Source organism: Clostridium sp. CS001, assembly GCF_020443565.1.
Lineage (GTDB): Bacteria > Bacillota > Clostridia > Clostridiales > Clostridiaceae > Clostridium_AD.
This window is the reverse complement of record NZ_JAIZZN010000010.1, coordinates 1-24,010: the sequence shown is the minus strand read 5'-3', so window position 1 is coordinate 24,010 and position 24,010 is coordinate 1. Positions and strand designations below refer to the sequence as shown.

Here is a 24,010-nt window from a genome sequence, read left to right as displayed (position 1 = left end):
TATTATATCCCTTCCTCATTCTCATTCATTTTTATATTTGCTTTTTCTACGCATTCCATTAACTGAAAAAAGTCTTTTTCACCCAATCGTCTACGAAGCTCATATATTGGTCCTAAATAATGTTTATATATATTGTCTAATTGTTCTTTTCCCAATTCTGTAATAGAAACAAAATAACTCCTCTTATCATTTTCATCCATAGTTTTAATTAAATAACCTTTATTATTTAATTGTTCTATTATCCTACTTATTATTGTCTTATTCACTTTCATAAGCTTACTAAGAGTCATCGGCGTCATTTTTTTGTTGCTAACCGCCAATTGGGATAATAAATCCAAGTGCTCTGCGGGTATTTCATATTCCTTAGTGGCACGACGTATCATTACTCTACTAAAATATCTTATGCTCTGCATTCTTTCCAACATATAAATCCAATTTGAATCTTCCAATATTATTACCACACTTCCCAAATTAATTAACTATATGGAGTTCTAAAAAATAGGAGCAAAATATAGTTTACTTTGTTAACTATATTTTGCTCCTATTTTTATCATTTGTCAAACGGTACTTTAAAATAAAATATATTAAAGCATCATCTGCGATGTTTTTAAAGGAATATAAATACATCTTTTAGATTTGTGTCAATATAAAAAAAAGATGGCAACTACAATGTAGTGCCATCTTTTTTTACTTAGAAATTTATTCTTTCTATATACTTACAATTAACGTCGATATGGTTTAAGAATAACAATAATCTTTCATAAAGTGGTTCAACTTTATCACCATACTTTACTTCTAGATTTTCTCCAATATCTTTTATAGTTTTTTTGCCATCAACTTGTAAAAATACACAACTCCCGTATTCATCCAAAGACATTTTCCTATACTCTGGAATCCTAAATTTAAGTTTTCTAAAGAACCTTTGGAACTTATGATCTTGTTTTTCAAGTATGGTGACAATATTGTCTATGCTCACTTCATATTGGATATTATCAGAAATTTTATATGTTATATTTAAAACGTCTTCGTTATTACTTAGCATCTTTTACCTTACTGTTTACTATAGGAATTATAGTAGCAACTATTAGGGCTATTAATATTATAATCGCCATTGTATTAGAAGCACTAAATCCACTTGGACCAGCTCCACTTAGAACACCTGTTACTTGAAGTATTATACCTACAAGTCCTATTATAGAACCGCCGGCAACAAGTCCAGAAGATAAGCTTATACCATTAGAAACCTTAACTTCTTTTTCTTTTTCAGATTTACAAGTCTTTTCTACAAATAAACGAACTAATGCGCCTATTAATATTATAGAAGTTGTAGCTATTGGTAAATAGAATCCTATAGCTACTGTCATTACAGGAAGTTTTAATAAGAATAAAACAACTCCCATAACAGCACCAACAATGATCATAACCCAAGGTAATTCACCTGACATTATACCAGCAGTTAATGTTGACATTAAGTTTGCTTGAGGTAGTGCAAATTGAACATTATCACCAGTCATTGCAAGCTTGCTTGAAAGTAATAGTATAGTACCTATAACTACTACAACACCAACTATACCAGATATAGCAAAGTATTTATCCATTTCGTTTTTGCTACCACCTACTATGAAAGTAACCTTTTGTGATTGAGCATAACCCCCAGCCACAGCTATAGCAGTAACTATAAATGTACCAAATAAAAGTAATGATTTGTTGTTTGCAGGGTTTTTCCATCCCATTGCAACGAACAATAATGTTACAACAACTATAGAAGCTATAGTCATACCAGATACAGGAAGATTTGAAGTTCCTATAGTACCAGTTAAACGACCAGAAACGATAACAAACAATAATGATAAGAATAATGATAAAATAGAAGCAGTTATAGCCATTAATATGTTACCACCAGATATCATGAAACCAGCTATGAAACATACTACTACTCCACCAAGTAATATTAGGTTAGCAACAGCTGAACCGCCATCACCATTTGAAGCCTTAGCACCAAGAGTTTCTTTTATAGAAGCTATTATTGTAGGGATAAGTTTTATAGCACCTATTAAACCTCCAGAAAGCATCATACCAGCACCTATATATTTTACATAACTACCAGCGATATGTTTAACCTCCATAGCATGTATAGAAACACTAGGATTATTCCATACATTTACACCATCTGTTGCAAGACCTGAGAAGTAACCTATTAAAGGCATAATTCCAAAGTTAGATAATAAAGAACCAGCAAACATAGCTAAGGAAACTTCTATCCCAACTATGAATCCAATACCTAATAATAGAGGGTTAACTTCAACTTCAAATTTCCACTTATAGAAGGTTTCGTTTACATAGCTTACAACATTATTAGCTACATTCAAAAATGAGCTAGTTATAACAGTTATAATACCACCTATTCCAAACCCGATTCCCATGAATTTCATTGCCTCTCCAGCGCCTTCTGAAGCAACAAGTGTTTCAGATATAGCCATTGACTCAGGATACATTAAATTACCGTGTTCTTCAACGATTAAGTAATTGTAAACAAGAGAAGCTATTCCCATACCGAATAAAACTCCGCCAATACCAACAGCCAAACCTTCTAAGAAACTAACCTTAGCTCCTATTAAAAGAACCGCTGGTAAAACGAATATTATACCACTAGCAACAGATTCTCCACCACTAGCCATACCTTGAACTAAGTTCTTACCAAGAATACCCTTTTGCTTAGCGAGTGCAGCTATAAATGCTGACCCTATTATAGAGCCTGGTATACCAGCCGCTACTGTAAGTCCTGATTTCATACCTGAATATGCAGTTGATGCTGCGAATACAGCCGCTAAAAGAATACCTATTAATAATACCGCTATGTTTCCACCTGATTTAGAACCACTAGAAACGTAAGGAACGTAATCTTTACCCTTTACGCCTCCATATGCATTTTTTGACAACTTATGATCCATAAGTTATACCTCCTTTGTATTTTATAACTACAATTATAACACAGTTTCGGCATGAAACGACTTTTCGTAATCTTGCGAATAATGATTTTTACCTGTTTATTAATTTGCAATATTCACGATAATTATACAATTTGTGACCATATATTTTTATACAAATAAATTCATTAATTTCATGTTGTTGCAACTATCGCTTTATTAAATTCTTTACATTTTGAATCCTTTGCATTTTGATTATTTCAATACCTGAATACTCATATAAGCCTTATTACAAGAAAAAACAATTCTTGGATAATATACATAGTGCTTATTCTTATTTTTTGAATGATATATATATTTTTTCTGAATTAATTGCAAAGCGTACCATACCTAGAACTTAAACCCAATACTTTGTGAAGGAAACCCTAAACATCATAAACCTGATTCTATTTTATATGATTTACATATCAGATAAAATATATGCACGCTTATTCCACACATATCATATAATATGTTGTATGAATTATAAAAATGGCTGATGTTATGTATAAAGGAATCATAATACAATTTCCATATATGTTTTATAATTAAATTTTCATCCTATGACTACTTATGTACATATTATAACCTATCTATGAATTTATCAAATTATTATTTCCTCCTCTTATTAAGGTTTAAACACTAAAAAGATCATGTAACTATATGCGGAGCTAATCAAAATGAAAGAGATTAATACAGGCATAGTTTTTTTAACTAAATTTATAAATGAAACATCATAATACTCTACAGCCATTGCTAAACATATATGCGTTGGTGAAACCTGCATAGCTATATAATTCATGCACATAAGACATATCATTAATCCTAGTCCCCCATTGGGCAACGTTGCAAATGCTAGTGGCATTGCTAAGGCAATTGTAGCTTGTCCACCGGCCACTAATGCACCAATAAAAAATATCAATGCAAAAATAACTACTGGATGTATAGGCAATGCTGAAAAATAATTAGGTAATCGTTGAACCACTCCCGAAAAAGTTAGAATTTGTTTAAACATCATAATTATAATTGTAGTAAAAACCAATTTAGTTTCTAGTGCTGATCTAAACATCGGTTTTATCTCTTTAAAATTAAATTTATTTAAAATAATTGATAATATAATAACTGGTATCACAGCTAAATGAACAGGTACTTTCAAAGTTAAAATAATTGATATAGTTAGAACTATGGTCCAAAGACTGATTATCAAATTCTTCACATCTTGTGGTTTATCCTTTGATTTAGGTAGTCCAGTTTCCTTTGGAATTTTTCTAACATAGAAAAAATATCCTAGTAGAAATAATACAACTACCATTGGCAGCATTCCTAATACAAATGATGTCATATCAATGTGTGACAAGTTTAAGGCTAGCAATATAGAAGCATAGGTAGGTAAAAAAGATTCTGAAATATGTCTAAAATAGCTCGTCACAAAAGTCTTCTCTTCCTTAGTTATATAATTTTCAGCCGCATTATTAACAATAGGAGCTGATATTAGTATTGCACCAGGAGATGGCAATAGACCAATTATAAAGGGTGCAACCATTGCATTAACTCTTCTACTATTAAATAAATTGCTTAAGGATTTTTCTGCTAGTATTAAATGCCCCCTTTTTTCTAACATTCTCTGCAGAAAGGTAATTGAATAGAAAGCCAATATAAGGTAGATTGTATCTTTACTAAAAGTACTAATCCCCATAAGTTCAATAGCTTTCAATGGATTTATTGCATAAAGTATAATAGTAGCTACAACACCAGCTGCTATTGATAAATATAAAGGTTTATTAAATTTCATAACTACAATAATACAAGTAAAAATTAAAACTAATTTTATTATGTCCATGGAATATCCCCCCTTACAGTACATATTCATTTAGAACTATACCATACTTGTTTAATTTATCATTATTATAACATATAACTGAAAAGTCAATAATTCTAAGCTACAGCCCTTAAAATTCCTCACTCATTTTCTTCAAAAAATAATAAGAACCCTTAAATTCAAGGGCTTTACATTGTATGAAAATAGTATGTTTAAACAAATATTTTAAACTATATGGAATTTATGGGTCAATAAGGTTGATAATACAGAATACATTTTCAATACTTATTATCTAAAAACTTTTATAAACTAATCTTCCATCTTTTGATTTCTTTACAATGTGATATGCAACCATCTCACATTGGCTGAACAAATCCTTTAGTAATGACTTTTTATACATTTGATAAACTCTTTTGCTTGTTTTATAATAAAACAAAGGAGAAAAGTCACTGTTTTTCATTAAAACATCCATGAAATCCAGATATAGTCGGCTGCCTTAAAACAAGCCGCCCTATCCATATTCTTTACATCAATAAATGCAAAATTGATGTACTTCATTACTTCTAAAAAATCTTTTTCTTTTGCATATGCACTTGTTTCAATAGCAGTATGAATTTGTTTCTCATGGCACTTTTTTAAAACCTCTACCAAGAATTCATGATGCATTAAAGGTTCTCCTCCTGTAAATGTTCCAATTCCATATTCGTTAGGGTTTGAAAAATTAGCGCAAGTTACACATCTCTCACCCATATATTCAGCTATCTTTTCGTCACATAATCCAACAATTCTATCAAAACCATACTGCAGCAGAAGAAAATAGTTTGATACTTCTCGTCCTTGAGTTATTGCGTAAGAGTCAAACATACAAATAACACTCTCCATGATACTCTTAAATTGGTCGTACCCTGGTGTCATTTTTGAATACTTATCACTTAACTCTTCTACTGAAATTCCAGCCCAAGGCTCTGATGCTTTTACTAGAACTGGAATCTCTTCCTTTCTCATGCCGAATTTTTTAGCTATTGAAATAATATTTCCAAACTTTCTGTTATATCCATGTAGACATAATCCACACCGCTTTTTGAAAGAAACTCTTTCATATGTCCTCAACCATCTCGTGTAAATCTACACAAAGTGGGATATCTGCAATCATCATAATTGAGGCATCTTGGTTATGATTAATTGAAAGGATTTTCTTCACATTTTGTATTCCCGCCATAAACTGAACAGAACCTGAAATCCCTACTGTAATTAGTAAATCTGATGCGATACTTCTTCCTGAAAGCCCTATCTGATCTTTTTGTGTTTTCCATCCCCGTTCTACTAATGCTCTAGAACACATCAAAGGTATATTTTTATTTTTGCAAATTTTTTCTATCCTATGTAATTCTTCTATACTTTGAATTCCACCGCCTACAGCTACTATTACTTTTGCCTCTTCATTTTGTATATCGCCTGATGATATAACTTCTACAACATAATCACGCTGTAAAACTGATTTCATTTTTGTTTCTCTGCTTAAGAACTCTATTTCTACTTGGAAATGATTACACTGTTTCATTTTTTCCGTTTCCATCCTGAAAATCCCTTGGCGTACGGTTGCAATTTGTGGTCTCCCTTTTGGAGTTTCAATGGTTGCCATCACTTCGCCACCAAATGCCGGACGTTTCTGTATGAGTAATCCCTTTTCATCGATTCTTAGTTCTGTACAGTCTGCTGTTACCCCTGTATGACAAACTGCCGCAACAGTTGGCGCTAATGCCCGCCCTTCTAAAGTACCTCCAATTAATAATATATCTGGAGAAATTTTTTGCACACACTGATATAAATCTAAAGAAATACTATCCAAGGAATATATCTCTTCGCAAGGAATTACAAATACCTTTTGTAACTTCCATTTTCCTATCTGTTCTAACATAAAAGGGCTTAATTTCTGTGGACTAAAAGCGTATACCTCTTGATTCCAAGAACTTGCCAATGCACATAATTCTATTGATATCTTATGAATTCTATCTTCTTGTGGTTGTAAATACACTAGTACAGACATGTTATCTCCTTCTTCACCATTTCAAGAGCTTTTTCTGGCGTGGTTTCAATAACCTCTTTCTTTCTGTGTAACATTGGTACCTCTATACCTCTTACCCTGGTAGGAGATGCTTGAATACCGTAATGCAGTGGATTCGTATCTTGCAAATCCTCTAAGTTTTTTATTTGAACTTCACTTCTTTTCGCCTTCATTCTTTGTACCATGGTTGGAATTCTTGGTGTTGCACAATCCATAGTCATGGATAATACACAGGGGAATGTAACTCTATGCCGTGCCGTCCCTCCTGTAATTTCTTGTAATATCTCAATATCTCTATTCGTAATTTCATGAATACTTTTCACAAATCCCACGCAAGGATAGCCGCTTTGAGCTGCCAAGGAAAATGGAACTTGTGAGGTATCTCCATCGGTGGTCTGTTGTCCACATATAATCAAATCTACGGGCTTAAGTATTTGTATTCCTTGCGATAAGGTATATCCTGTAGCATATGCATCTGCACCTGCAAACCTTCCATCAGTGAATAAGATTGCCTCATCTGCTCCCATAGAGATTGCTGTATGCAATACCTGCTTTGCATGTTCTGGACCCATAGTAATTGCTGTCAAATGCGCCTTCATTTTTTCCTTTATCTGAACAGCAATTTCAATGGCTGATAAATCATAAGGATTTATTTCATTTTCCTTTGAATCTCTTATCAAATGTCCAGTATCTGGATTCATAGATACATGTCCTTTCGGCACTTCTTTTATACAAACTACTATATGCATATTTCTCCACTCCATATTGCCATTGATTTTCCTAATATACCATCACTATCAAAATAGCTCTTCATACGCTGTCTTTCTATCCTTGTTTTCTCCGATATAATTTCAGATACAAAGGATTGTTTCAATTGCCCCACTCCATTTTCTGTAACAACCAATCCCTCTTTTTCCTTTACCTCTTGGTACAATCCTTCCAACAATTTTTGTACAATTTCCTTTTCCTCTAATGTATGAGGAAACAGATCTATATGATAATGATTGTCTAAACAATGTCCAAAAATATACCCTTCTATTCCATCCTTTGCAATCTCTTTTTTATACTCTATAAATGATTTATCTACCGTGAAATCTGTCCCCATCTTTTCCATTCTTTCACTCTGGTTTGAATATTTATCTAATTTTGCATTTAGTAATTCCGGTACACAATGACGTAATTTATATAATTTTTCAACTTCTTCTAGGCCTTCTAATCCCCAAGTATATTCATCCTTTCCTCCACATTCAAGATATCGTTCATATAATTCCATCATTGTATTTTCTAGTCTTTCATCATCATTACTTGATAAAATCACATAAATCCCACAAACTAATCCTTCTGGAAAATCTGGAACCCACTTCAATTGTTCTACACTTTTTTTCTTTTGCTCTAATAGCCCCAAAGTCTTTGCATCAAAAAATTCACATTCTTCTATTATCTTCTGATTATTATTTTCATACTCCCACTGTTGTAGGCTTTGGATGTATGCTAATGCTTCTTCCTCACTTTCAAAAAAAGCCATCAAAGCCAAAAGGCTTTCTCTTTGTTTCAACTTTAGGGTTATATCCGTAACTATTCCTAGTTGTCCCTCACTACCACTAAATAAATCTATAATGTCTACTCCCCATTCAAGACATTCTCCTCTTTGTACGTTCATGCATTCTCCATTACCATTTACAACAGTAATGGCTTCTACATTATTGGCAACTGTCCCATGTTTTCTTCGATTTCCACCAGCTCCATTACAAGCAAAAAGTCCACAAAGTGTTGCCGTTTTCTCTGTTGGATTCGGTGCAAAATAAAGAGTATGATTCTTTCTAAGATATATTTGTAATTCTTCTAGTGTTACTCCCGCTGATACCGTAACCTTATCTTCTCCCTCTAACCGAATATTTTTATATTTTTCTGTACAAAGCAAATATCCGCCTTGGGGAATACATCCCCCTGCAATTCCAGTTTTTCCTCCTGCTATAGTTATCCTTTGTTTTGATTTTCTACAAGTTTCTATCAGTTTTTGGATTTCCTCTATTGTCTGTGGATATTGTATCGTCTCACACCATCCAACCATTCTTGATTCATCTCTAACTTCCTGCATCTCCATCCTCCTTATGCATACTACTTTTTTCTAATGCTGTTAATATATCTTCACAATCTGCAACAATACCACAATGTGCCACTTTAAAAATTCCTGCACTTGTATCATTGTTGATTGCAATAATCTTTTTAGATTGTTCAATTCCTACTAAAAATGGACCTGCACCTGCAACACCAAATGTAATACAAATTTCTGGTGAAGCAATAATACCAGATTGTCCAAGCATAAGTTGTGACTTGCCCCATCCATTTAAAACCAAAGCTTTTGTAACTCCTACCTTGGCTCCAAATTTTTCTGCCAATTGTACTAATCTTTTATAATTTCCCTTACTTCCAATCCCTCTACCTGCAACAAATAAAAGTGTTGCATTTTCTAAAAAACTTTCCTTATCTTTCATTTGAATTTTTTCTGAAACAATCCAATTACTTATTTCTTCTACTTCTTCTGTTCCCACTATATATTCTTTCATTTCTACGTTGTTTCTGCATTTCCCCTGTGCAATAGTAATAACTACTGGTTTTTTTGTTACTATTTCTGCTATTATATTTGCCTCCATAACTCTTTTATAAAAGATAAAATTATTTTCTTGCCTTTCTACTTTTTCTACATTTGAAAACCAGTCATAGTGTAAACTATAGCTCAATTTCCCTGCAATTCCACGACTTAATGTAGATTCCAAAAAACAAACACTTTGAATATTCTCATTTTGACAGTGGTTAGAAAGTGCTGTTGCATATGTTTCAGACCTTGCAAGGATAAACTTTATTTTAGGCAAACCAAATATTGATAATTTGCCCTCAGGCAAATGTATTTTCATTCCTTCGTAGCTTTCTAATATGCATATTGTTACTTCATCACTTTGTGTAATTGACAAGGTTTCCATCATTCTTTGTATATCAAGAGATATATGATTACTTGCTACTCCTACTAATAATGTTTTCATCCTTTTCCACCTCACTTATATATTTCAAAATGATGCTACATTGTTCATCTAAGCCACCTCCTACGTAATGACAATTACAGATTGGTTTTGGATGCAAACAATATTCCATAGGATAAATATCTTTCACCCTCTCATTTGTAACCCTTCTTTTTCCTGCTACCAATTGTTCTTTTAAAGTTGCTAATCGAAGTCCTGGTATTTCACTATTACTAACACTTAGTAATACTGGAAACATAACCTCTGTTATATATCTTCCTTGTTCACATTCATGGGTCACTTCACATGTTTCTTTTTTGTGTTGACATGTAACAACGTCTAAAATCAATGGTAGTTTTAATTCATTTGCTAAATACCCTGGAACCTGTCCGCTATCCATGTATCCTGCTTGCTTTCCTGTTAATATTAAGTCTGGTTGTTCTTTTTTTATAAATTCAGCTAATGTTTCCGCTATAAGTTTCGGGTTAAATTCCTGCCCCTCACAGTGTAAGCACACTACTTCATCATATCCTGATGCATATATTTTTTTCGCCGCTATTTTTGAAATATTTCCTACCGTAACGGCAATACACGTTACATGCTCTTCCTCATCCTTCATTCTTAGTGCAAGTTCCAATGCTATCTCGTCAAAACAATTGATAATCCTTCCTACATAACTGACATCAGGTTCCTTGTTAAACACCTGCCAATCACTTGGAATCATCTTTTCTAAATCATGTAATTCTTTAAAACACACTATAACTTTCAAGGATTTCTCTCCTGCCTTCCAGTCTCAATAATTGCACAATAAGCTCTCAGATATCCTGAGAGCTTTTGTTTATATATTATTTTATTTTTTATCTACCAATAGTACTCCTTTATTTAAGATATAGTTTGGATCCATTGCCTCTTTTAGTTTATACATCAAGGAATATGATGTACCATGCTCTCGTGGCATCCACTGTGTACGGTACTTTCCAGAGCCGTGATGATGTGCAATACTTCCATCTTCTTTTAATGTTTCTTCCATAATAATTCTAATTATACGCATATAGTCTTCTTCCACTGTTTCTACGCCTCTAGATTTAAAGGCAAATTGGAAATAAATATTGGTTCCTTGCATATAACTATGAGAAGAGTGTCCTCCAATGCCATATAGATTTGACATTTCTTGTGCTACTCGTTTTGTTACTGCATCATATATTTTCCCAATTTTAGACCAACAAGCCGATATTTCACAAGTATCCGCCACTAATCCTTGTTGACAGTATGGATCATTATCTATGGTATTACATACATCATTTCTATGTACAATCCATGATTGTACAGGTTTTTCTCCCAAAACAATGTGGTCATATTTCTTAATCATCTCGTTAATTGCTTCCCCTGTTGCCTTGGTAATAGGCGCAGGCCCTTCTGCAAGTAATAGAACCATTGCATATCCTTCTGGAGCAACACCTCCATGCTGTAACACTACTTCTAATGGATCATGTAGTCTTACAACCGCTGCTTTATATCCTGATACCATAATATCTCTTAAAAAATCTAATCCTTGATGCATTCCTTTAATTGCATAAGCACACATCCAACGTTCTTCTGGTCTGTATTTGAATATCTTTACACTAACTTCTGTAATAAATCCTAACATGCCTTCACTACCTAAAAAGATGTGTCTTAAATCTGGTCCTACAGAACGACGAGGGTTATTTTTAATTCGAATAATTTCTCCATCTGCCATAACTGCTTCTATTCCAACTAATAAATCCTCTATTCCACCATAAAGTGTAGACCATTGACCAATACTTCTTGTTGCAACTAATCCACCCAAGTCCGCCATGGGTAATGATTGTGGAAAATGTCCTGTTGTATATCCTCTTTCCTCAAGATAATTTTCAAGTTTTTCCAATGGTGTACCACATTGGCACGTAACTATCATATCCTTTTCATTCACTTCTAAAATCTGATTCATATCACTTCCATCTAGTATCACTCCACCTTCTACCGGTTCTATACTTTTCGTAACACTAGAACCTCCAGTTCTTGGAATGGTATTAATTTTATTCTCATTTAAAAATTTCAAAACTTCTGAAGTCTGCTCCACATCTTTTACTCGCACTACACAAGAAGCTAATGGTGTTTTTTGCAATCCATACATTCTTTCAAAACGACGATATCCAATATAGTCATTTGTCGTTTCACGAATAACTGCTTCCTCTATTAATACTCGCTCATCCCCTACAATTTTTTTTAATTCTTCTATCATAATTCTTCTCCCTTTCTATTCATAGTTCTTGATGCACATATTTCAATACCGGTATTACAAATATTCTCTACAATAATATCCCCACATGTAATAGGTGCCTCTAGATGCAAGCCATATAATACTTCTAAACATTCATTCATCTTTTCTTTTGGTAACTCTATACTACTAATCACTGGAAGCCTTGATAAATATGCATTTCCAATTGCTACTGTTGTTGTAAGCATGCGTACTGGTGCTGTAAATTCTTGTACGCCATGATCATATCCTCTTTTGCACGTATTTCCTGTTACTTCAATTGTTCCATGTTCATCTGATACCATCAAATGACAACTGCGAGGGCATACAATACAAATATATTCCTGATTCATAATTTTCTTCCCTCCTCTATTAATTCATATGAATTAATACATCACCATCATCTTTTAATTTCATTTGACATCTTATCATTTCTGGCGGTGCTACAAAATGATGAGTTTCTGATAAAATAACTTTATCATTTACAATACTTTCTAATTTCACCTTGTCTTTCGATTCTTTTACTCTCATAAAGAAGGTTGTTTCCTCTTCCTTTTCTCCTTTTATAACCCGTTGTGGAACAATAAAACTTACATCTTCACCAGCAATTACATCATTGTATCCAAAGCTATAATTTAAGTTTCCTGCAACATAATCTGCTGCTCCTTTTCCTGCAATTTCTCCTGATTCAGAAACATAATCTACCAAATCAAATACAACTGCTACATTTCCACAAGCAAAGATACCTGGTACACTTGTCATAAAATGATTATCTACAATGGGACCCTTGGTCCTCTTGTCCAATTCTACTCCTGCTTTTAGTGACACTTCATTTTCTGGAATTAATCCTACTGCTAACACTAACAAATCACAGGGTATTCTTTCTTCCGTTCCAGAAATTAGTTTGCGATTTTCATCTACCCGAGCCACAGTAACTGCTTCTATTCTATTTTTTCCATGAATCCTTGTCACAGTCGTTGACAGATGCAATGGTATATCGTAATCATCTAAACATTGTACTATATTCCGTGTAAGTCCTCCCGGCCTCTCCATAACTTCATATACGCCTTGGACTTCAATCCCTTCCAATGTCATACGGCGTGCCATAATCAATCCAATATCTCCACTGCCTAATATAACCGCTTTCTTTCCTGGTATATACCCCTCTATATTAATGTATCTTTGAACTGCTCCTGCCGTAAGTACTCCAACTGGGCGATACCCGTGAATAAATACCTGACTAGCCGTTCTCTCCCTACATCCCATGGCTAATACGATAGCTTGACAGGTGATTTTCAACATCCCATCTTTTTTATTACAAGCATATACTACTTTATCCTTTGTAATATCTAATACCATAGTATCTGATTTTACTTTTATGTCTGTATTTAAAAGCTCATCAATAAATCTTTGAGCATATTGACTTCCCGACATACGTTGCTGAAAGCGTTGTATTCCAAATCCATCATGAATACATTGTTGTAAAATTCCACCTAGCTGATAATCCCGCTCTAAAATCATAACTTGTTTTGTGCCTTGTCTTTTTGCTTCTAAAGCCGCAGCCAAACCCGCTGGCCCTCCGCCAATAACAGCAACATCCACTTTATATTCTTTCATTGTCTAACACTCCATTCTCTCTTATGCTTCTGATCTGGTTGGTTTTAGCAGAATATTTGTATTTGCACCGGATAAATTAATATCTACCCACTCTTTTCCAAGTTCTCGAGCCAATATTTCTAATACTCTTGGTTGACAAAATCCTCCTTGGCACCTTCCCATACCTGCACGAGTACGACGTTTAATAGCATCTATAGAAGTTGGTACAATTGGGGAATGCATCGCATCTATTATTTCCCCCTCAGTAATAGTTTCACAACGGCATATAACATGTCCATATGCTGGATTTTCTCTAATCAATTGATCTTGCTCTTCGTGTGATAGATGCCTGAATTTCTTCTTTGGTTTGCGTATTGGATTATAGTTTTTTTTCTCTTCTAATGGATATCCAACACACACCCAGTCTTGAATCAAAATTTCACTCACCATTTTAGAAATCGCTGGTGCTGATGCAAGACCAGGCGACTGTATTGCCCCACAATTGATGAATCCATGTGTAACTGGTGACATTTCTATCACAAAATCTTCTTTATAATCTGCAGCTCTTACACCTGCAAAATATCGTATAACATTTCCATAACTAACATTTTCATTTTGATTGCGCCCTATAGAATATGCTAGCGTATCTGGTGATGTAGAATTATCCTCTTTATCAGGAACTTCCTCCGCAGATGGTCCTAATAAAATATTCCACTCAGGAGTTCTAGACATCCCGCCACCTTTACTTTCTTTATTCTTTTTCAGAGCCATCAAAGCTTTCATAGAAACAATTTCACATAAACAATCAAATTCTGGTTCTGCATTCTTATCTAGAATTGCGATTGTTCCTTTACGAGGATGAATAGTATAACTTTTATCACCTGCCATAGCAGATATTTCATCGGAATACACTCCTGCACAGTTGATTATATATTTCGCCTTTATAATTCCTTGGTTTGTCACTACACCCGTTACTTTCCCATTTTCTGCAAGTATCTCTCCTACCGTACAGTTAAATCGGAATTTCACTCCATTTTCCGCTGCATTTTCCGCTAGTGCAACCACTACTTCATAAGGCTCTACAACCCCCATACTAGGTAACCATATTCCAGCTTTAATATCTATTCCTGTACGTTTTAGCTTTGGTTCTAATTCTAAGGCTCGTTTTGCATCCACTTTCTCAACTACATCTATTCCGTTTGTCTTTGCCACCTTATACGCAATATCAAGTGCTGGCATATCTTCTTCTGATGGAATTACACCAAGTGCTCCACAACGTTGAAATTCAAATCCCAACTCTTGTGCCCATTGTGTATACATACGATTTCCTTCGATATTTAATTTTGCTTTTAAAGTTCCTATCTGCACTGCATGACCTGCATGAATATTCCCATTATTAGCTTTAGAAGCTGCTGTTGCAACATCCTCTCCCATTTCTACCACTGTAATTTTTACATCATACTTTGCTAACGTTCGTGCAACACCACAGCCACTCACTCCTGCTCCAATAATTATTACATCCGTTTCTTCTACAATTCCCTTTTCTTTTCCTGCCATTATATAAGGTGTGTAATCTTTTTTTGGTATTGTAAGCCCGCCCACTGTCATCTCATTGACTACATTTTTAACACCTTCTACTTTTGCAATTGCATGTCCTACCTGTACAACTGTATTCCAATCTTTTACTTCTCCTGTAACTGTAACAATATTTCTCTTATCTATATCTACATTCAGTGTAAAATCTGGCCACTGTTCTTGTAACATTTTTTCAAGTGTAGCAATCATATTATCTCCTCATTTCTATTTTTCTTCGTCTTCTAGCTCCAATGCTTCATTATGATAAATATCCGCCTTTTTATAAATTGGAAGAAGTCTTGGAAATATAGCACTAAACACTTCTTTAAACAATTTCTCATAGATCCTATGTTCTTCCATATCAGGCTCAAAGGTATCTTTGATTTGGGACATGTGTTCCGCTGCTTCATCTAAATCTTTAAAAATTCCTTTTGCAACAAATGATGTCATAGCACTACCTAATCCACAAACTTCATGTGTTTGTATCCTATGTGCTGGCAATCCAAACATATTTGCTGTTATCTGACATATTTCATCACTTTGTGATCCTCCACCTGCCATATACAGTTCTTTCACCTTGAACTTACCTCTTCTTTCAATTACCCGTAATCCTTCCAGAAGTGCAAAATTAATTCCTTCAATAATTGCACGGTATATATGGATTCTTGTGTGGGAAGAGTTAAATCCAACAATGGCCCCTCTTGCTGTTGGCGTATCTATACCGGGACTGAAAAATGGCTGAAATACTAGCCCCTCACAGCCTGGTGGAATTTCTGTAAGTCTTATGTTCAATAATTCTTCTGGACTACAGCCTTTTGTTTTCGCTTGCTCCATTTCTTTTTCTGCAAATTCTTTTTTAAACCAAGATATTAACCAATAACCTCTTGTAATATAAATCTCAGAGCTATATCTTCCATCTATCACAGCTGGATATGGTGGTATAAATGGAATGGGTTCTAAATATCTATCTAAAGTTACTTGAATTGTTGCTGTAGTTCCAAAACTAATGGCTGCTTTATCTGAAGTATTACAGGATAATCCTAATGTTTCACATCCTTTATCTGCCCCTGTCACAACAAACTCAACTCCTTGTGGAATTCCCGTTTTCCTACTTACTTCCTCATTAATTGTTCCAAGAATCGTTCCCGGTTTTACAACTTCACATAATTTTTCCGGCTCAATATCAAATAAACATCTTGTTAATTCATTTTCCCCCTGCCATCGTCTTTCCTTAGAATTGTATGGTACATGACCAGTAAGGCTGGCATTACTATCTTTATATACTCCTACAAATTTATGAATCAAATACGTGGAAATGTGCAAGAATTTATAAGTTTTTGCCCAATCCTTTGGCCTATGATACTTAATCCAGTTGCAACTTGCACTTTTCATTTGTAATTGAACCGTATCCAACATTCCAATTACTTTAAATGCTGCAAGTTTTGCTATTGGTAAGGTCGGATGGTTCTTTGATTCTCTTTGATCACACCAAAGAATTGCATTTCGAACCGCTTTTCCTTCCTTATCAACACAAACAACAGTATTTCTAATGGTAGTTATACTTACAGCTATAATATCATTCCAAATCTCTAAATTTCTTTCTTTTAATTCCAAACTACATTCGCATATAACCTGCCAATAAAATTCCGGATCCTGTTCAGCCCACCCTGGTTCCTTTGATATATATGGTTTTTCATATTTTTTCTGTACCTTATCTACTATATTGCCTTTTGTATCAACTAAAATGGCACGTCCACTTTGAGTTCCCATGTCGAAAGCTAATGCTAATGCTTTCATTATTTTGTTCTCCTTTCATACAATTGTTTGCACATATTCTTTTGTACCCTTAGGCCGGAAATAATACACCGTTAAGTGTATTATTTTTTATACACTTGTATTAGGATTATATGTTTAAAATGTAAATTATATTACATTATTATTTTAACTTTTACTTGCATATATTACATCTTTTCCAATATAACTATATATATTGATTAAAGACCAAAACTTCCCCAAGAAAAGAGGAATACTTATGAATGAAAATTTCATCAAAAAGTCAGGACTTGTTATTTCTAAACTTGCACGTGATATGCTAATTAATGATATAGGAAACAAATTACCTAGTATTTCAGAGTATGCTGGGAAACTAAGTGTATCTCGAGGAGTAATACAACAAGGTATTAATTTTTTAGAAGAAAATAACTGTATTCTTTTGCAAAAAAGCCATGGTACTGGTACATTTTTGCAACATAAAGATTCAAACAAATTATGTGAAAATACTGGTTGGGATCTGCTTACCATTAATATGCCCGTACCAGCCACTCATTACTTACAAAGTTTGACAACTGCTTTATATCAGTATAATACTATCTTTCCATTTCCATTGGCTATGGTCTATGTAACCGGAGCACATAATCGTCTAAAATATTTGGAAAAGAAAATTTATGATACAATTGTTGTATCCGCATCTAGTGCAAAAGCATATTGTGAAATGTATGATTTTCTAGATGAACCTATTGTTCTTGAAAATTGTCAATATGCAGGTGGGTTTTGTGTGTATTTTGCTAATTCTAATAATACTCAAATTAAAGATGGTATGCGCGTTGCATATGATCCTTCTTCAACGGATCATTATTCACTAACAAAGGCTCTATGTGCTGGGAAAAATGTAGAATGGGTAGAAACGCCATTTATTCTGTTATCAGAAGTATTGCACCAAAAAAAAGTCGATGTATTAATTCATCGACGTGAATATCCTATGTTACGATTCGAACACCTAAATCCCCAACCAATTGAAATTTATAGATTTTCAAACCTAGAAACCAAAACTCCTGTATTACTCTTTCACAAAGAAAATTATGGTGTTCGTGCTTTATTTGAAAAATATCTTAACACGACAGATATTTATCTCACACAAAAAAATATCATGGAAGGAAGAGAATCTCCTCGATTTTTCTAATAGTATCTTATATCAATCAAGTAGAGACTAACAATTTAATTATTGCCACCATATCTTTTACAAAACGTTGCTGATTATATTGACTTTACAAAATATAAAAAATATAAAAAAATAATATTAAGATTAGTGATATTACGCTAGCCAGTGAAAAGAGCTTAGCTAAAGATTGGTTAAACCCTGAGTAGGATAACGCATGGGAAAATTTATAAAGGGCAATGTAATTGTCTTCCCTTTTCCATTCTCAGTTTTCACAGCTGATGACTGAATAATTTTATATAAAACAGGACATATCAAAAAAACAAAAACTATATTGGAAAATTCCAATATAATTTTTGTTTTTTAATTTATGTATGTTGAAATTGAACCGTACCTAACTATATCACTGTCCATTACAAGAACTACCCTGTATAAGAAAAAATAATGAAAATACGCTCAGTTCAATCACCTTTTCTTTTTCATCTCTATCATATCACCGTATATTGGAGTAGGTAATCCAAATCCTCCAGAAACATCTATAATTTGCCCAGTAGTGTAAGCCGAATCATCACTGGCAAAATAAACAACTGTAGCTGCAATTTCTTCCGGCTTTCCCATTCTTTTAATAGGAGTATGTTTTAGAAAAAAATCACGAAATTCAGGGCTTAAGTTATCTTTAACAGCATCCGTAGCAGTAATACCAGGTAAAATGGCATTACAACGTATATTATCCCTAGCACATTGTACAGCAATAAGTTTTGTCAAATAATTAATTGCCGCCTTGCTAGTAGCATAAGAGATTTGAGAAATATCTGGTACTATACCTCCAATAGAAGAAATATTAATAATTGATCCTCCACCGTTTTCAGCCATATATTCTATGGCCTTCTGAGAAGAAATAAATACACTAGCTAAATTTGTATCAATAGTACTTATATACTCATCATATTGAGTAGTTTTAATATCCATATCCATTTTAGGATTAGATGTGCCAAAGTTATTCACAAGAACATCTATTTTGCCTTCCTTTTTAACAATTTCTTCAATCATAGAAATATAAGTATCTTTTTTATAAGCATCATTATACACTGTGCTTACTCTTAAACCTTCGTCATTTAGCTCTTTCGATACCTGTCCTGCTTTTTCCAGGTTACGGGCCGCCATATATACAATTGCACCTTCTCTTGCACAAGCTTTTACTATTGCTAAACCTATCCCTCTAGTAGACGCTGTTACTAAGATAACTTTATCTTTTAATCTCATGTAAACACTCCCTTTATAAATATTTTATATATTTTTTTATTGTAATTTACAGTAATACTATCAACACTTATCTTGTCCAATAAATATGATTTTGAAACAATTTAGCGTATTTTTCATGAGAAAGTTTAAAATTAATTAACGCTAAATTATGGTTAATCTTGGTAAAGGATTCCCCCCTATATTGATATGTTGTCACATACTGAGTGTGCTGTTTGTGGAAACATATTAGATTTCATGGCCAGTATATATTTTATTAACCTTACCACTTATGTAGTTGAATATTTTTTATAAGTCTCCTATTATTTGATTTCCTCATACTGCTTCTTATAATTTCGATTCATATTGTACTCTGCTTTTTTAAGATATCTGATTGAAAATTCCTCAGCACTAATATCAAAACGATTCAGCACATCCATGAAGTACATTACTACATCACCTAGTTCTTCAACAAATCGTTCACGAACCTCTAGATCTTCCATTATCTTTTCTTCACCCTTTTTCTTGATAATAGCAATTGCTTCCCCTATCTCTTCTATCATATAAAGTATAAAATCTTTTCCATACTCTGGCTCCATTGGTGACCAAGTATCTTTATGTAAACTCCATAAATCTTTGGAGAGCTTTAGCATTTCCGATATCTTTAAATCTGCATTTTTCTCCATGGTTAAAAACTCCTTATACATTATTTCCAATTATTATTTTTGCCCATTCTTCTACATCAGTATTACCACTTATTACAAACTCTTGACCTCTACCAACTGTTTGTAGTAAGCAACAATCATTTTTAAATTGCCATATCGGTTTTCCTTTTGGACTTTTTAGTTTTTCATGAAAAGTCATCTTTGTATTAAAGCTCGGGTGAAAATACTTTGGAAGCATCCACATTGATCTATTAGTTTGCCCACTGCAGGTTAGCACTAAATCCTCGCTATAACTTAAGCAACCATACCCCGGCATATTTTCATTAAAACTTAACTTTTCATTAGCGATATATGCAGTATTCTTTATCCTATTCCTATCATAATAATGTGGATGATTAAGTTTCCACTCACAATAATTTTCATTTTCTAAAATACTCTCAATTTTACCTACTTGAAGATATCCCCATATAATTTGTTTATCTGTTTTATTTACAAATGTGTATCTTCCATTGATTCTCTTTACATCTTTGAACCATCCAAAAAACAAAAACAAATCGCCTTCTTCAACCCTTTGATTTGATAAATGTGATTGTGAGGTACTACATTGGCCAAATATACCCTTCCAGTTATTAGCACGGCTTCTCGTTACATTATAATTTAAGTCTGGATCTAAATGCACATATCTATTTTCAAAGCCTTTAATCCCTAATGAATTCATTACCTCAGCATATGTATTACCATCTTTAAAATAAATATCACTGTAAGTTATTCCAGTATCAAAAGCATTACCATTTATATCTTCTGGTATAGGTAATGATACATGAAACTTTTCGTCTATAAATAATGGACTTGGATATCCTCCTGCTGCAGAGTCAAATCCTTTTCTACTCAAAATTATTTTCATTATATTTTCACCCCCAATAAAAAAGTATAATGTTATTATTAAATTGTACACTATTTCAAGTTAATTTAAAACTACATAAACCACCATAAATTGTTACCGCTAAAAAGTGCACACCCCTACCTAAAAATGCACACCCCCTATCTTAATTCTATAGGGGGTGTGCATTTTATTTAATGATTTTTCATTTTTCAAGCTTAAAAACTCTTTTTTAACCACTTCAAATACTCCAAAAAACAACGAAAACCCCTGAGTTCAAGGGTTTTCCATTGTATCAATATTGTTGTTTTCTTATGGTGGAGGCGAACCGTACCTAACTTTATCACTGTCCATTGAAAGAATTAATTTATATAAGTAAAAATAATTTTAACTACCTATCCCCACCTTTAAGTACTTTTTAAATTACTTATATTATTTTTGTAATGTAAGCAGAATAATATTTCCCTTCATTGAAGCCCCTTATTCATTAATATTTTCAAAAAAATTATCTCATAAAATAAACAGATTTTTTAAATCTATATAAAAACAATAACTGTATTGGAAAATCCCACTACAGTTATTGTTTATATTACATATATGACCATTCTATATCGAGTGCTTTGACTTTACTCTTAATTAGAATTCTTCATTGGCAGTACAATCAAATATATACTAACAATTCCCTCAAAGCAAGAACTATATCCTCAAATGAAATATCTTTTGCATAGCTATAATTTTTCTTATATTTATCCCATAGCTTTTTTAAATCTTCGCTGTTTTCAACAACTGATATTCTTTTTTCAATATCTTCAAATATATGAGTTGTTCCCCTATGTTTTGATGTTTTCAAAATTGCTTCATTAAATAACTTTCCATTGAAGCTTTGTGTTTTTGTCAAAATATATATATCATAAAAATCCCTGAGCCTTGTGTTAAATTCTCCACGCCTTAATATGGTCTCATATTTTTCTGCTAAAACTGTTTCTATATTATACGCCCAAACATCAATAGTATTATCATCAAAAATCATTTTAAATCTATATAGAATTTCTCTTGGTGTTATAGCATCTCCTGTTGTAATATCAATTTGCATTGGAGTTATAATGGTGTCGTAAACAGATTGTATACTTGCCCTGTACCCACCATAATCATCATCTTCTCTAGTAGGCTCAACCTTAATATAAGAGAAAGTTACGTCATCATCTACATTAATTGAGCAAATATCATTTATAGCTCTTAACAATGAATCCTCATTTAATGGATATCCTTTTAACGTTGCATCCATATCCATTGTTGAACGATTATCTATACCGACAATAGCAGCTATTAACATACCACCCTTTAATATAAACATATTCCTGTATTCAGATTTTGATATGCGTTCTAAAAATCTCTCAAACATATAATTTTGCAAAACAACTTGTGCAGACATATCTTTGCTTTTGGCAAGGTTTTTAATCTTCGCCTTTAAACTCATACCTCTGCTACTCATAAAAGTACCTCCATATATTTTTTGATTATTTTGTCAACATGGAACTTTTTCGCATATTCCCCTAGCAAATTAAAATCCGTAGATTTTAATTTAATATATCTCTTTAAAGCATCATTTAAGATTTGAATGTCTATCTTGTTTCTGCTTCGTATAATATCACAAATTGTCCTTTCAATATTATACAATTTAATATCATTGCCAAAAGAAGTCTTTGCGGCAGTAATCCCTAAAGAATGTAGCTCACTTTTTATATAATAAACCTTATTATTTTCTGAAATATTTTTTACAACCTTATAATTACTTGGTACAGTTGCTGAATATTCAAATGGCGTTCTATCAGATATCCCATGTATAAACAGAGCTGTTTCATGTGAATAAATTAACTTTGGATATTTAATCTGCATATAATACATCTCATCTTCTATTTCACCAGGCAAAATATACACCCCTCTGCTTACTCGTTCTAATTTCCCTAGACTTACGAGCTTAGATAAGTATGTTCGTGGAATATTTAGACGCACTAAATCTGCTGTAAATAATATACCATTATTTTGCTTAATTAAACTTTCCAATCTATTTAAATAATCCATTTACTTCACCTCATTACAAATATACTGATATTATACTTGAAATCAGTACATTTGTAAACAATTTTGCAATATGAATCAAAAATTTAAAAAAACTAAAAGTTTCTTATAAGTCCATGTAATTATAGTACAATCCTTATCTTATTGCCAAATTTCCCTTTCAGATTAATACTATCTCAACATGTGCCCTCATGATCATGTTAAATAAGACTTTATAATTCCACTAAAAAGTGTACACCCTCCAACTTCATAAGCCATAAAGGTGTGCATGTTCAGCATGAAAATCCATAAATCTAAGCTAGAAATCTTTAAAATCTCTACTCTAAACCCTCCAAAAAACAACGAAAACCCCTGAATTCAAGGGTTTTCCATTGTATCAAAATTGTTGTTTATGTATGAGATAATTAGGCTAAATGTCCACTAATTTTGATACAATTTAGCGATATTATAAATTACTTCTGACGGTGTTAAACGAAAAAACACTCACTACAGTATGAACAGAGCAAGTCGGCCTAAAGATCATTTTGTCCAAATGGGTGGCCTGCTCTCTTTCTGCTCGGCTGTGTCTTTTCCCTCTTGTTGGAATATTATGCGGACACCTTTTTGTTATGCTTCATTTGCTGTTGTCCCGCACTTTGGACAATTAGGCCAACAACCAAGCACAAGGCCTCCATTTCCATAGTTGCGCCACTTGTGACTACAATATGGACAAACAAAATCAGCATAGTCATTTGGTTCGCTTCCTGGTGTTCCACATATAGGACACGGAGGATTAACATATCCGTTGTATATGTTAATCTAAAAGTACCCCACCATTCTAATTGAAAACTCCTCCACTTTAATGTAAACTTTCTTATGATAGAACATCATAAGAGGGGGAATGGAGATGATCAAAT

The 24,010-nt window shown here is 33.2% G+C and carries 22 protein-coding genes; 1 reads left to right on the top strand and 21 read right to left on the bottom strand.

All coding sequences use genetic code 11. The annotated features are described in order from the left end of the window. Nucleotides 1–2: 2 nt before the first annotated feature. The 16 genes from LGK97_RS08790 to LGK97_RS08715 form a co-directional block, all read right to left on the bottom strand. The gene (locus LGK97_RS08790) at nt 3–449 is read right to left on the bottom strand and encodes a MarR family winged helix-turn-helix transcriptional regulator (protein ID WP_226259388.1); all 447 of its coding nucleotides are present in this window, start codon (nt 447–449) and stop codon (nt 3–5) included. Between the two features lie 242 nt (nt 450–691). Then, complete coding sequence (locus LGK97_RS08785) at nt 692–1,042, bottom strand: PqqD family peptide modification chaperone (protein WP_226259387.1); 351 nt, start codon at nt 1,040–1,042, stop codon at nt 692–694. Beyond that, nucleotides 1,032–2,951, bottom strand: a complete 1,920-nt coding sequence (locus LGK97_RS08780) for an OPT family oligopeptide transporter (protein WP_226259386.1) — start codon at nt 2,949–2,951, stop codon at nt 1,032–1,034. Before LGK97_RS08780 ends, LGK97_RS08785 begins: the two co-directional genes overlap by 11 nt. A gap of 643 nt (nt 2,952–3,594) precedes the next feature. Then, nucleotides 3,595–4,806: a DUF401 family protein gene (locus LGK97_RS08775; protein WP_226259385.1), complete on the bottom strand. Its 1,212-nt coding sequence runs from the start codon at nt 4,804–4,806 to the stop codon at nt 3,595–3,597. A gap of 271 nt (nt 4,807–5,077) precedes the next feature. Continuing rightward, complete coding sequence (locus tag LGK97_RS08770) at nt 5,078–5,245, bottom strand: hypothetical protein (RefSeq protein WP_226259384.1); 168 nt, start codon at nt 5,243–5,245, stop codon at nt 5,078–5,080. Next, entirely contained in the window at nt 5,245–5,895 is a 651-nt protein-coding gene (locus tag LGK97_RS08765) for a pyruvate formate lyase family protein (protein WP_226259383.1), read from the bottom strand. The genes LGK97_RS08770 and LGK97_RS08765 overlap by 1 nt, the downstream gene beginning before the upstream one ends. Continuing rightward, complete coding sequence (locus LGK97_RS08760; protein ID WP_226259382.1) at nt 5,882–6,832, bottom strand: electron transfer flavoprotein subunit alpha/FixB family protein; 951 nt, start codon at nt 6,830–6,832, stop codon at nt 5,882–5,884. Before LGK97_RS08760 ends, LGK97_RS08765 begins: the two co-directional genes overlap by 14 nt. After that, nucleotides 6,820–7,599: an electron transfer flavoprotein subunit beta/FixA family protein gene (locus LGK97_RS08755; protein WP_226259381.1), complete on the bottom strand. Its 780-nt coding sequence runs from the start codon at nt 7,597–7,599 to the stop codon at nt 6,820–6,822. The genes LGK97_RS08760 and LGK97_RS08755 overlap by 13 nt, the downstream gene beginning before the upstream one ends. After that, nucleotides 7,590–8,948 (bottom strand): FAD-binding oxidoreductase, encoded by a 1,359-nt coding sequence (locus LGK97_RS08750; RefSeq protein WP_226259380.1) that lies wholly within the window; start codon nt 8,946–8,948, stop codon nt 7,590–7,592. The genes LGK97_RS08755 and LGK97_RS08750 overlap by 10 nt, the downstream gene beginning before the upstream one ends. Next, the gene (locus LGK97_RS08745; RefSeq protein WP_226259379.1) at nt 8,935–9,891 is read right to left on the bottom strand and encodes an electron transfer flavoprotein subunit alpha/FixB family protein; all 957 of its coding nucleotides are present in this window, start codon (nt 9,889–9,891) and stop codon (nt 8,935–8,937) included. Before LGK97_RS08745 ends, LGK97_RS08750 begins: the two co-directional genes overlap by 14 nt. Then, nucleotides 9,860–10,636, bottom strand: coding sequence for an electron transfer flavoprotein subunit beta/FixA family protein (locus LGK97_RS08740; protein ID WP_226259378.1), 777 nt, complete (start codon nt 10,634–10,636; stop codon nt 9,860–9,862). Before LGK97_RS08740 ends, LGK97_RS08745 begins: the two co-directional genes overlap by 32 nt. Before the next feature lie 81 nt (nt 10,637–10,717). Beyond that, on the bottom strand, nt 10,718–12,130 hold the full coding sequence (locus LGK97_RS08735; RefSeq protein WP_226259377.1) for an FAD-binding oxidoreductase: 1,413 nt from the start codon (nt 12,128–12,130) through the stop codon (nt 10,718–10,720). Then, nucleotides 12,127–12,498 carry a DUF1667 domain-containing protein gene (locus tag LGK97_RS08730; RefSeq protein ID WP_226259376.1) on the bottom strand — a complete coding sequence of 124 codons (372 nt, stop codon included), beginning with the start codon at nt 12,496–12,498 and terminating at the stop codon, nt 12,127–12,129. The genes LGK97_RS08735 and LGK97_RS08730 overlap by 4 nt, the downstream gene beginning before the upstream one ends. A gap of 19 nt (nt 12,499–12,517) precedes the next feature. Then, on the bottom strand, nt 12,518–13,762 hold the full coding sequence (locus tag LGK97_RS08725; RefSeq protein WP_226259375.1) for an NAD(P)/FAD-dependent oxidoreductase: 1,245 nt from the start codon (nt 13,760–13,762) through the stop codon (nt 12,518–12,520). Between the two features lie 21 nt (nt 13,763–13,783). Further along, complete coding sequence (locus LGK97_RS08720) at nt 13,784–15,526, bottom strand: FAD-dependent oxidoreductase (protein ID WP_226259374.1); 1,743 nt, start codon at nt 15,524–15,526, stop codon at nt 13,784–13,786. 15 nt (nt 15,527–15,541) lie between these two features. After that, on the bottom strand, nt 15,542–17,113 hold the full coding sequence (locus LGK97_RS08715) for an FGGY-family carbohydrate kinase (RefSeq protein WP_226259373.1): 1,572 nt from the start codon (nt 17,111–17,113) through the stop codon (nt 15,542–15,544). A 235-nt stretch (nt 17,114–17,348) separates the two neighbouring features. On the opposite strand from LGK97_RS08715, the gene LGK97_RS08710 reads away from it, so the two are divergent. After that, nucleotides 17,349–18,275 carry a YhfZ family protein gene (locus LGK97_RS08710; RefSeq protein ID WP_226259372.1) on the top strand — a complete coding sequence of 309 codons (927 nt, stop codon included), beginning with the start codon at nt 17,349–17,351 and terminating at the stop codon, nt 18,273–18,275. 441 nt (nt 18,276–18,716) lie between these two features. On the opposite strand, the gene LGK97_RS08705 is transcribed toward LGK97_RS08710, so the two are convergent. From LGK97_RS08705 to LGK97_RS08685, 5 genes are all read right to left on the bottom strand, one after another. Next, entirely contained in the window at nt 18,717–19,514 is a 798-nt protein-coding gene (locus LGK97_RS08705; protein WP_226259371.1) for an SDR family NAD(P)-dependent oxidoreductase, read from the bottom strand. Nucleotides 19,515–19,813: 299 nt separating this feature from the next. Beyond that, entirely contained in the window at nt 19,814–20,176 is a 363-nt protein-coding gene (locus tag LGK97_RS08700; protein ID WP_226259370.1) for a MazG nucleotide pyrophosphohydrolase domain-containing protein, read from the bottom strand. Between the two features lie 13 nt (nt 20,177–20,189). Further along, the gene (locus LGK97_RS08695) at nt 20,190–21,059 is read right to left on the bottom strand and encodes a hypothetical protein (RefSeq protein WP_226259369.1); all 870 of its coding nucleotides are present in this window, start codon (nt 21,057–21,059) and stop codon (nt 20,190–20,192) included. A 637-nt stretch (nt 21,060–21,696) separates the two neighbouring features. Further along, complete coding sequence (locus tag LGK97_RS08690) at nt 21,697–22,527, bottom strand: nucleotidyl transferase AbiEii/AbiGii toxin family protein (protein ID WP_226259368.1); 831 nt, start codon at nt 22,525–22,527, stop codon at nt 21,697–21,699. Then, nucleotides 22,524–23,117: a type IV toxin-antitoxin system AbiEi family antitoxin domain-containing protein gene (locus tag LGK97_RS08685; protein WP_226259367.1), complete on the bottom strand. Its 594-nt coding sequence runs from the start codon at nt 23,115–23,117 to the stop codon at nt 22,524–22,526. Before LGK97_RS08685 ends, LGK97_RS08690 begins: the two co-directional genes overlap by 4 nt. Nucleotides 23,118–24,010 lie beyond the last annotated feature (893 nt).

Coding starts and splice junctions, on each gene's coding strand:
- LGK97_RS08785 (WP_226259387.1), bottom strand. CDS start 1,042: ATGCTAAGTAATAACGAAGACGTTTTAAATATAACATATAAAATTTCT.
- LGK97_RS08780 (WP_226259386.1), bottom strand. CDS start 2,951: ATGGATCATAAGTTGTCAAAAAATGCATATGGAGGCGTAAAGGGTAAA.
- LGK97_RS08775 (WP_226259385.1), bottom strand. CDS start 4,806: ATGGACATAATAAAATTAGTTTTAATTTTTACTTGTATTATTGTAGTT.
- LGK97_RS08770 (WP_226259384.1), bottom strand. CDS start 5,245: ATGAAAAACAGTGACTTTTCTCCTTTGTTTTATTATAAAACAAGCAAA.
- LGK97_RS08760 (WP_226259382.1), bottom strand. CDS start 6,832: ATGTCTGTACTAGTGTATTTACAACCACAAGAAGATAGAATTCATAAG.
- LGK97_RS08755 (WP_226259381.1), bottom strand. CDS start 7,599: ATGCATATAGTAGTTTGTATAAAAGAAGTGCCGAAAGGACATGTATCT.
- LGK97_RS08750 (WP_226259380.1), bottom strand. CDS start 8,948: ATGCAGGAAGTTAGAGATGAATCAAGAATGGTTGGATGGTGTGAGACG.
- LGK97_RS08745 (WP_226259379.1), bottom strand. CDS start 9,891: ATGAAAACATTATTAGTAGGAGTAGCAAGTAATCATATATCTCTTGAT.
- LGK97_RS08735 (WP_226259377.1), bottom strand. CDS start 12,130: ATGATAGAAGAATTAAAAAAAATTGTAGGGGATGAGCGAGTATTAATA.
- LGK97_RS08730 (WP_226259376.1), bottom strand. CDS start 12,498: ATGAATCAGGAATATATTTGTATTGTATGCCCTCGCAGTTGTCATTTG.
- LGK97_RS08725 (WP_226259375.1), bottom strand. CDS start 13,762: ATGAAAGAATATAAAGTGGATGTTGCTGTTATTGGCGGAGGGCCAGCG.
- LGK97_RS08720 (WP_226259374.1), bottom strand. CDS start 15,526: ATGATTGCTACACTTGAAAAAATGTTACAAGAACAGTGGCCAGATTTT.
- LGK97_RS08715 (WP_226259373.1), bottom strand. CDS start 17,113: ATGAAAGCATTAGCATTAGCTTTCGACATGGGAACTCAAAGTGGACGT.
- LGK97_RS08710 (WP_226259372.1), top strand. CDS start 17,349: ATGAATGAAAATTTCATCAAAAAGTCAGGACTTGTTATTTCTAAACTT.
- LGK97_RS08705 (WP_226259371.1), bottom strand. CDS start 19,514: ATGAGATTAAAAGATAAAGTTATCTTAGTAACAGCGTCTACTAGAGGG.
- LGK97_RS08700 (WP_226259370.1), bottom strand. CDS start 20,176: ATGGAGAAAAATGCAGATTTAAAGATATCGGAAATGCTAAAGCTCTCC.
- LGK97_RS08695 (WP_226259369.1), bottom strand. CDS start 21,059: ATGAAAATAATTTTGAGTAGAAAAGGATTTGACTCTGCAGCAGGAGGA.
- LGK97_RS08690 (WP_226259368.1), bottom strand. CDS start 22,527: ATGAGTAGCAGAGGTATGAGTTTAAAGGCGAAGATTAAAAACCTTGCC.
- LGK97_RS08685 (WP_226259367.1), bottom strand. CDS start 23,117: ATGGATTATTTAAATAGATTGGAAAGTTTAATTAAGCAAAATAATGGT.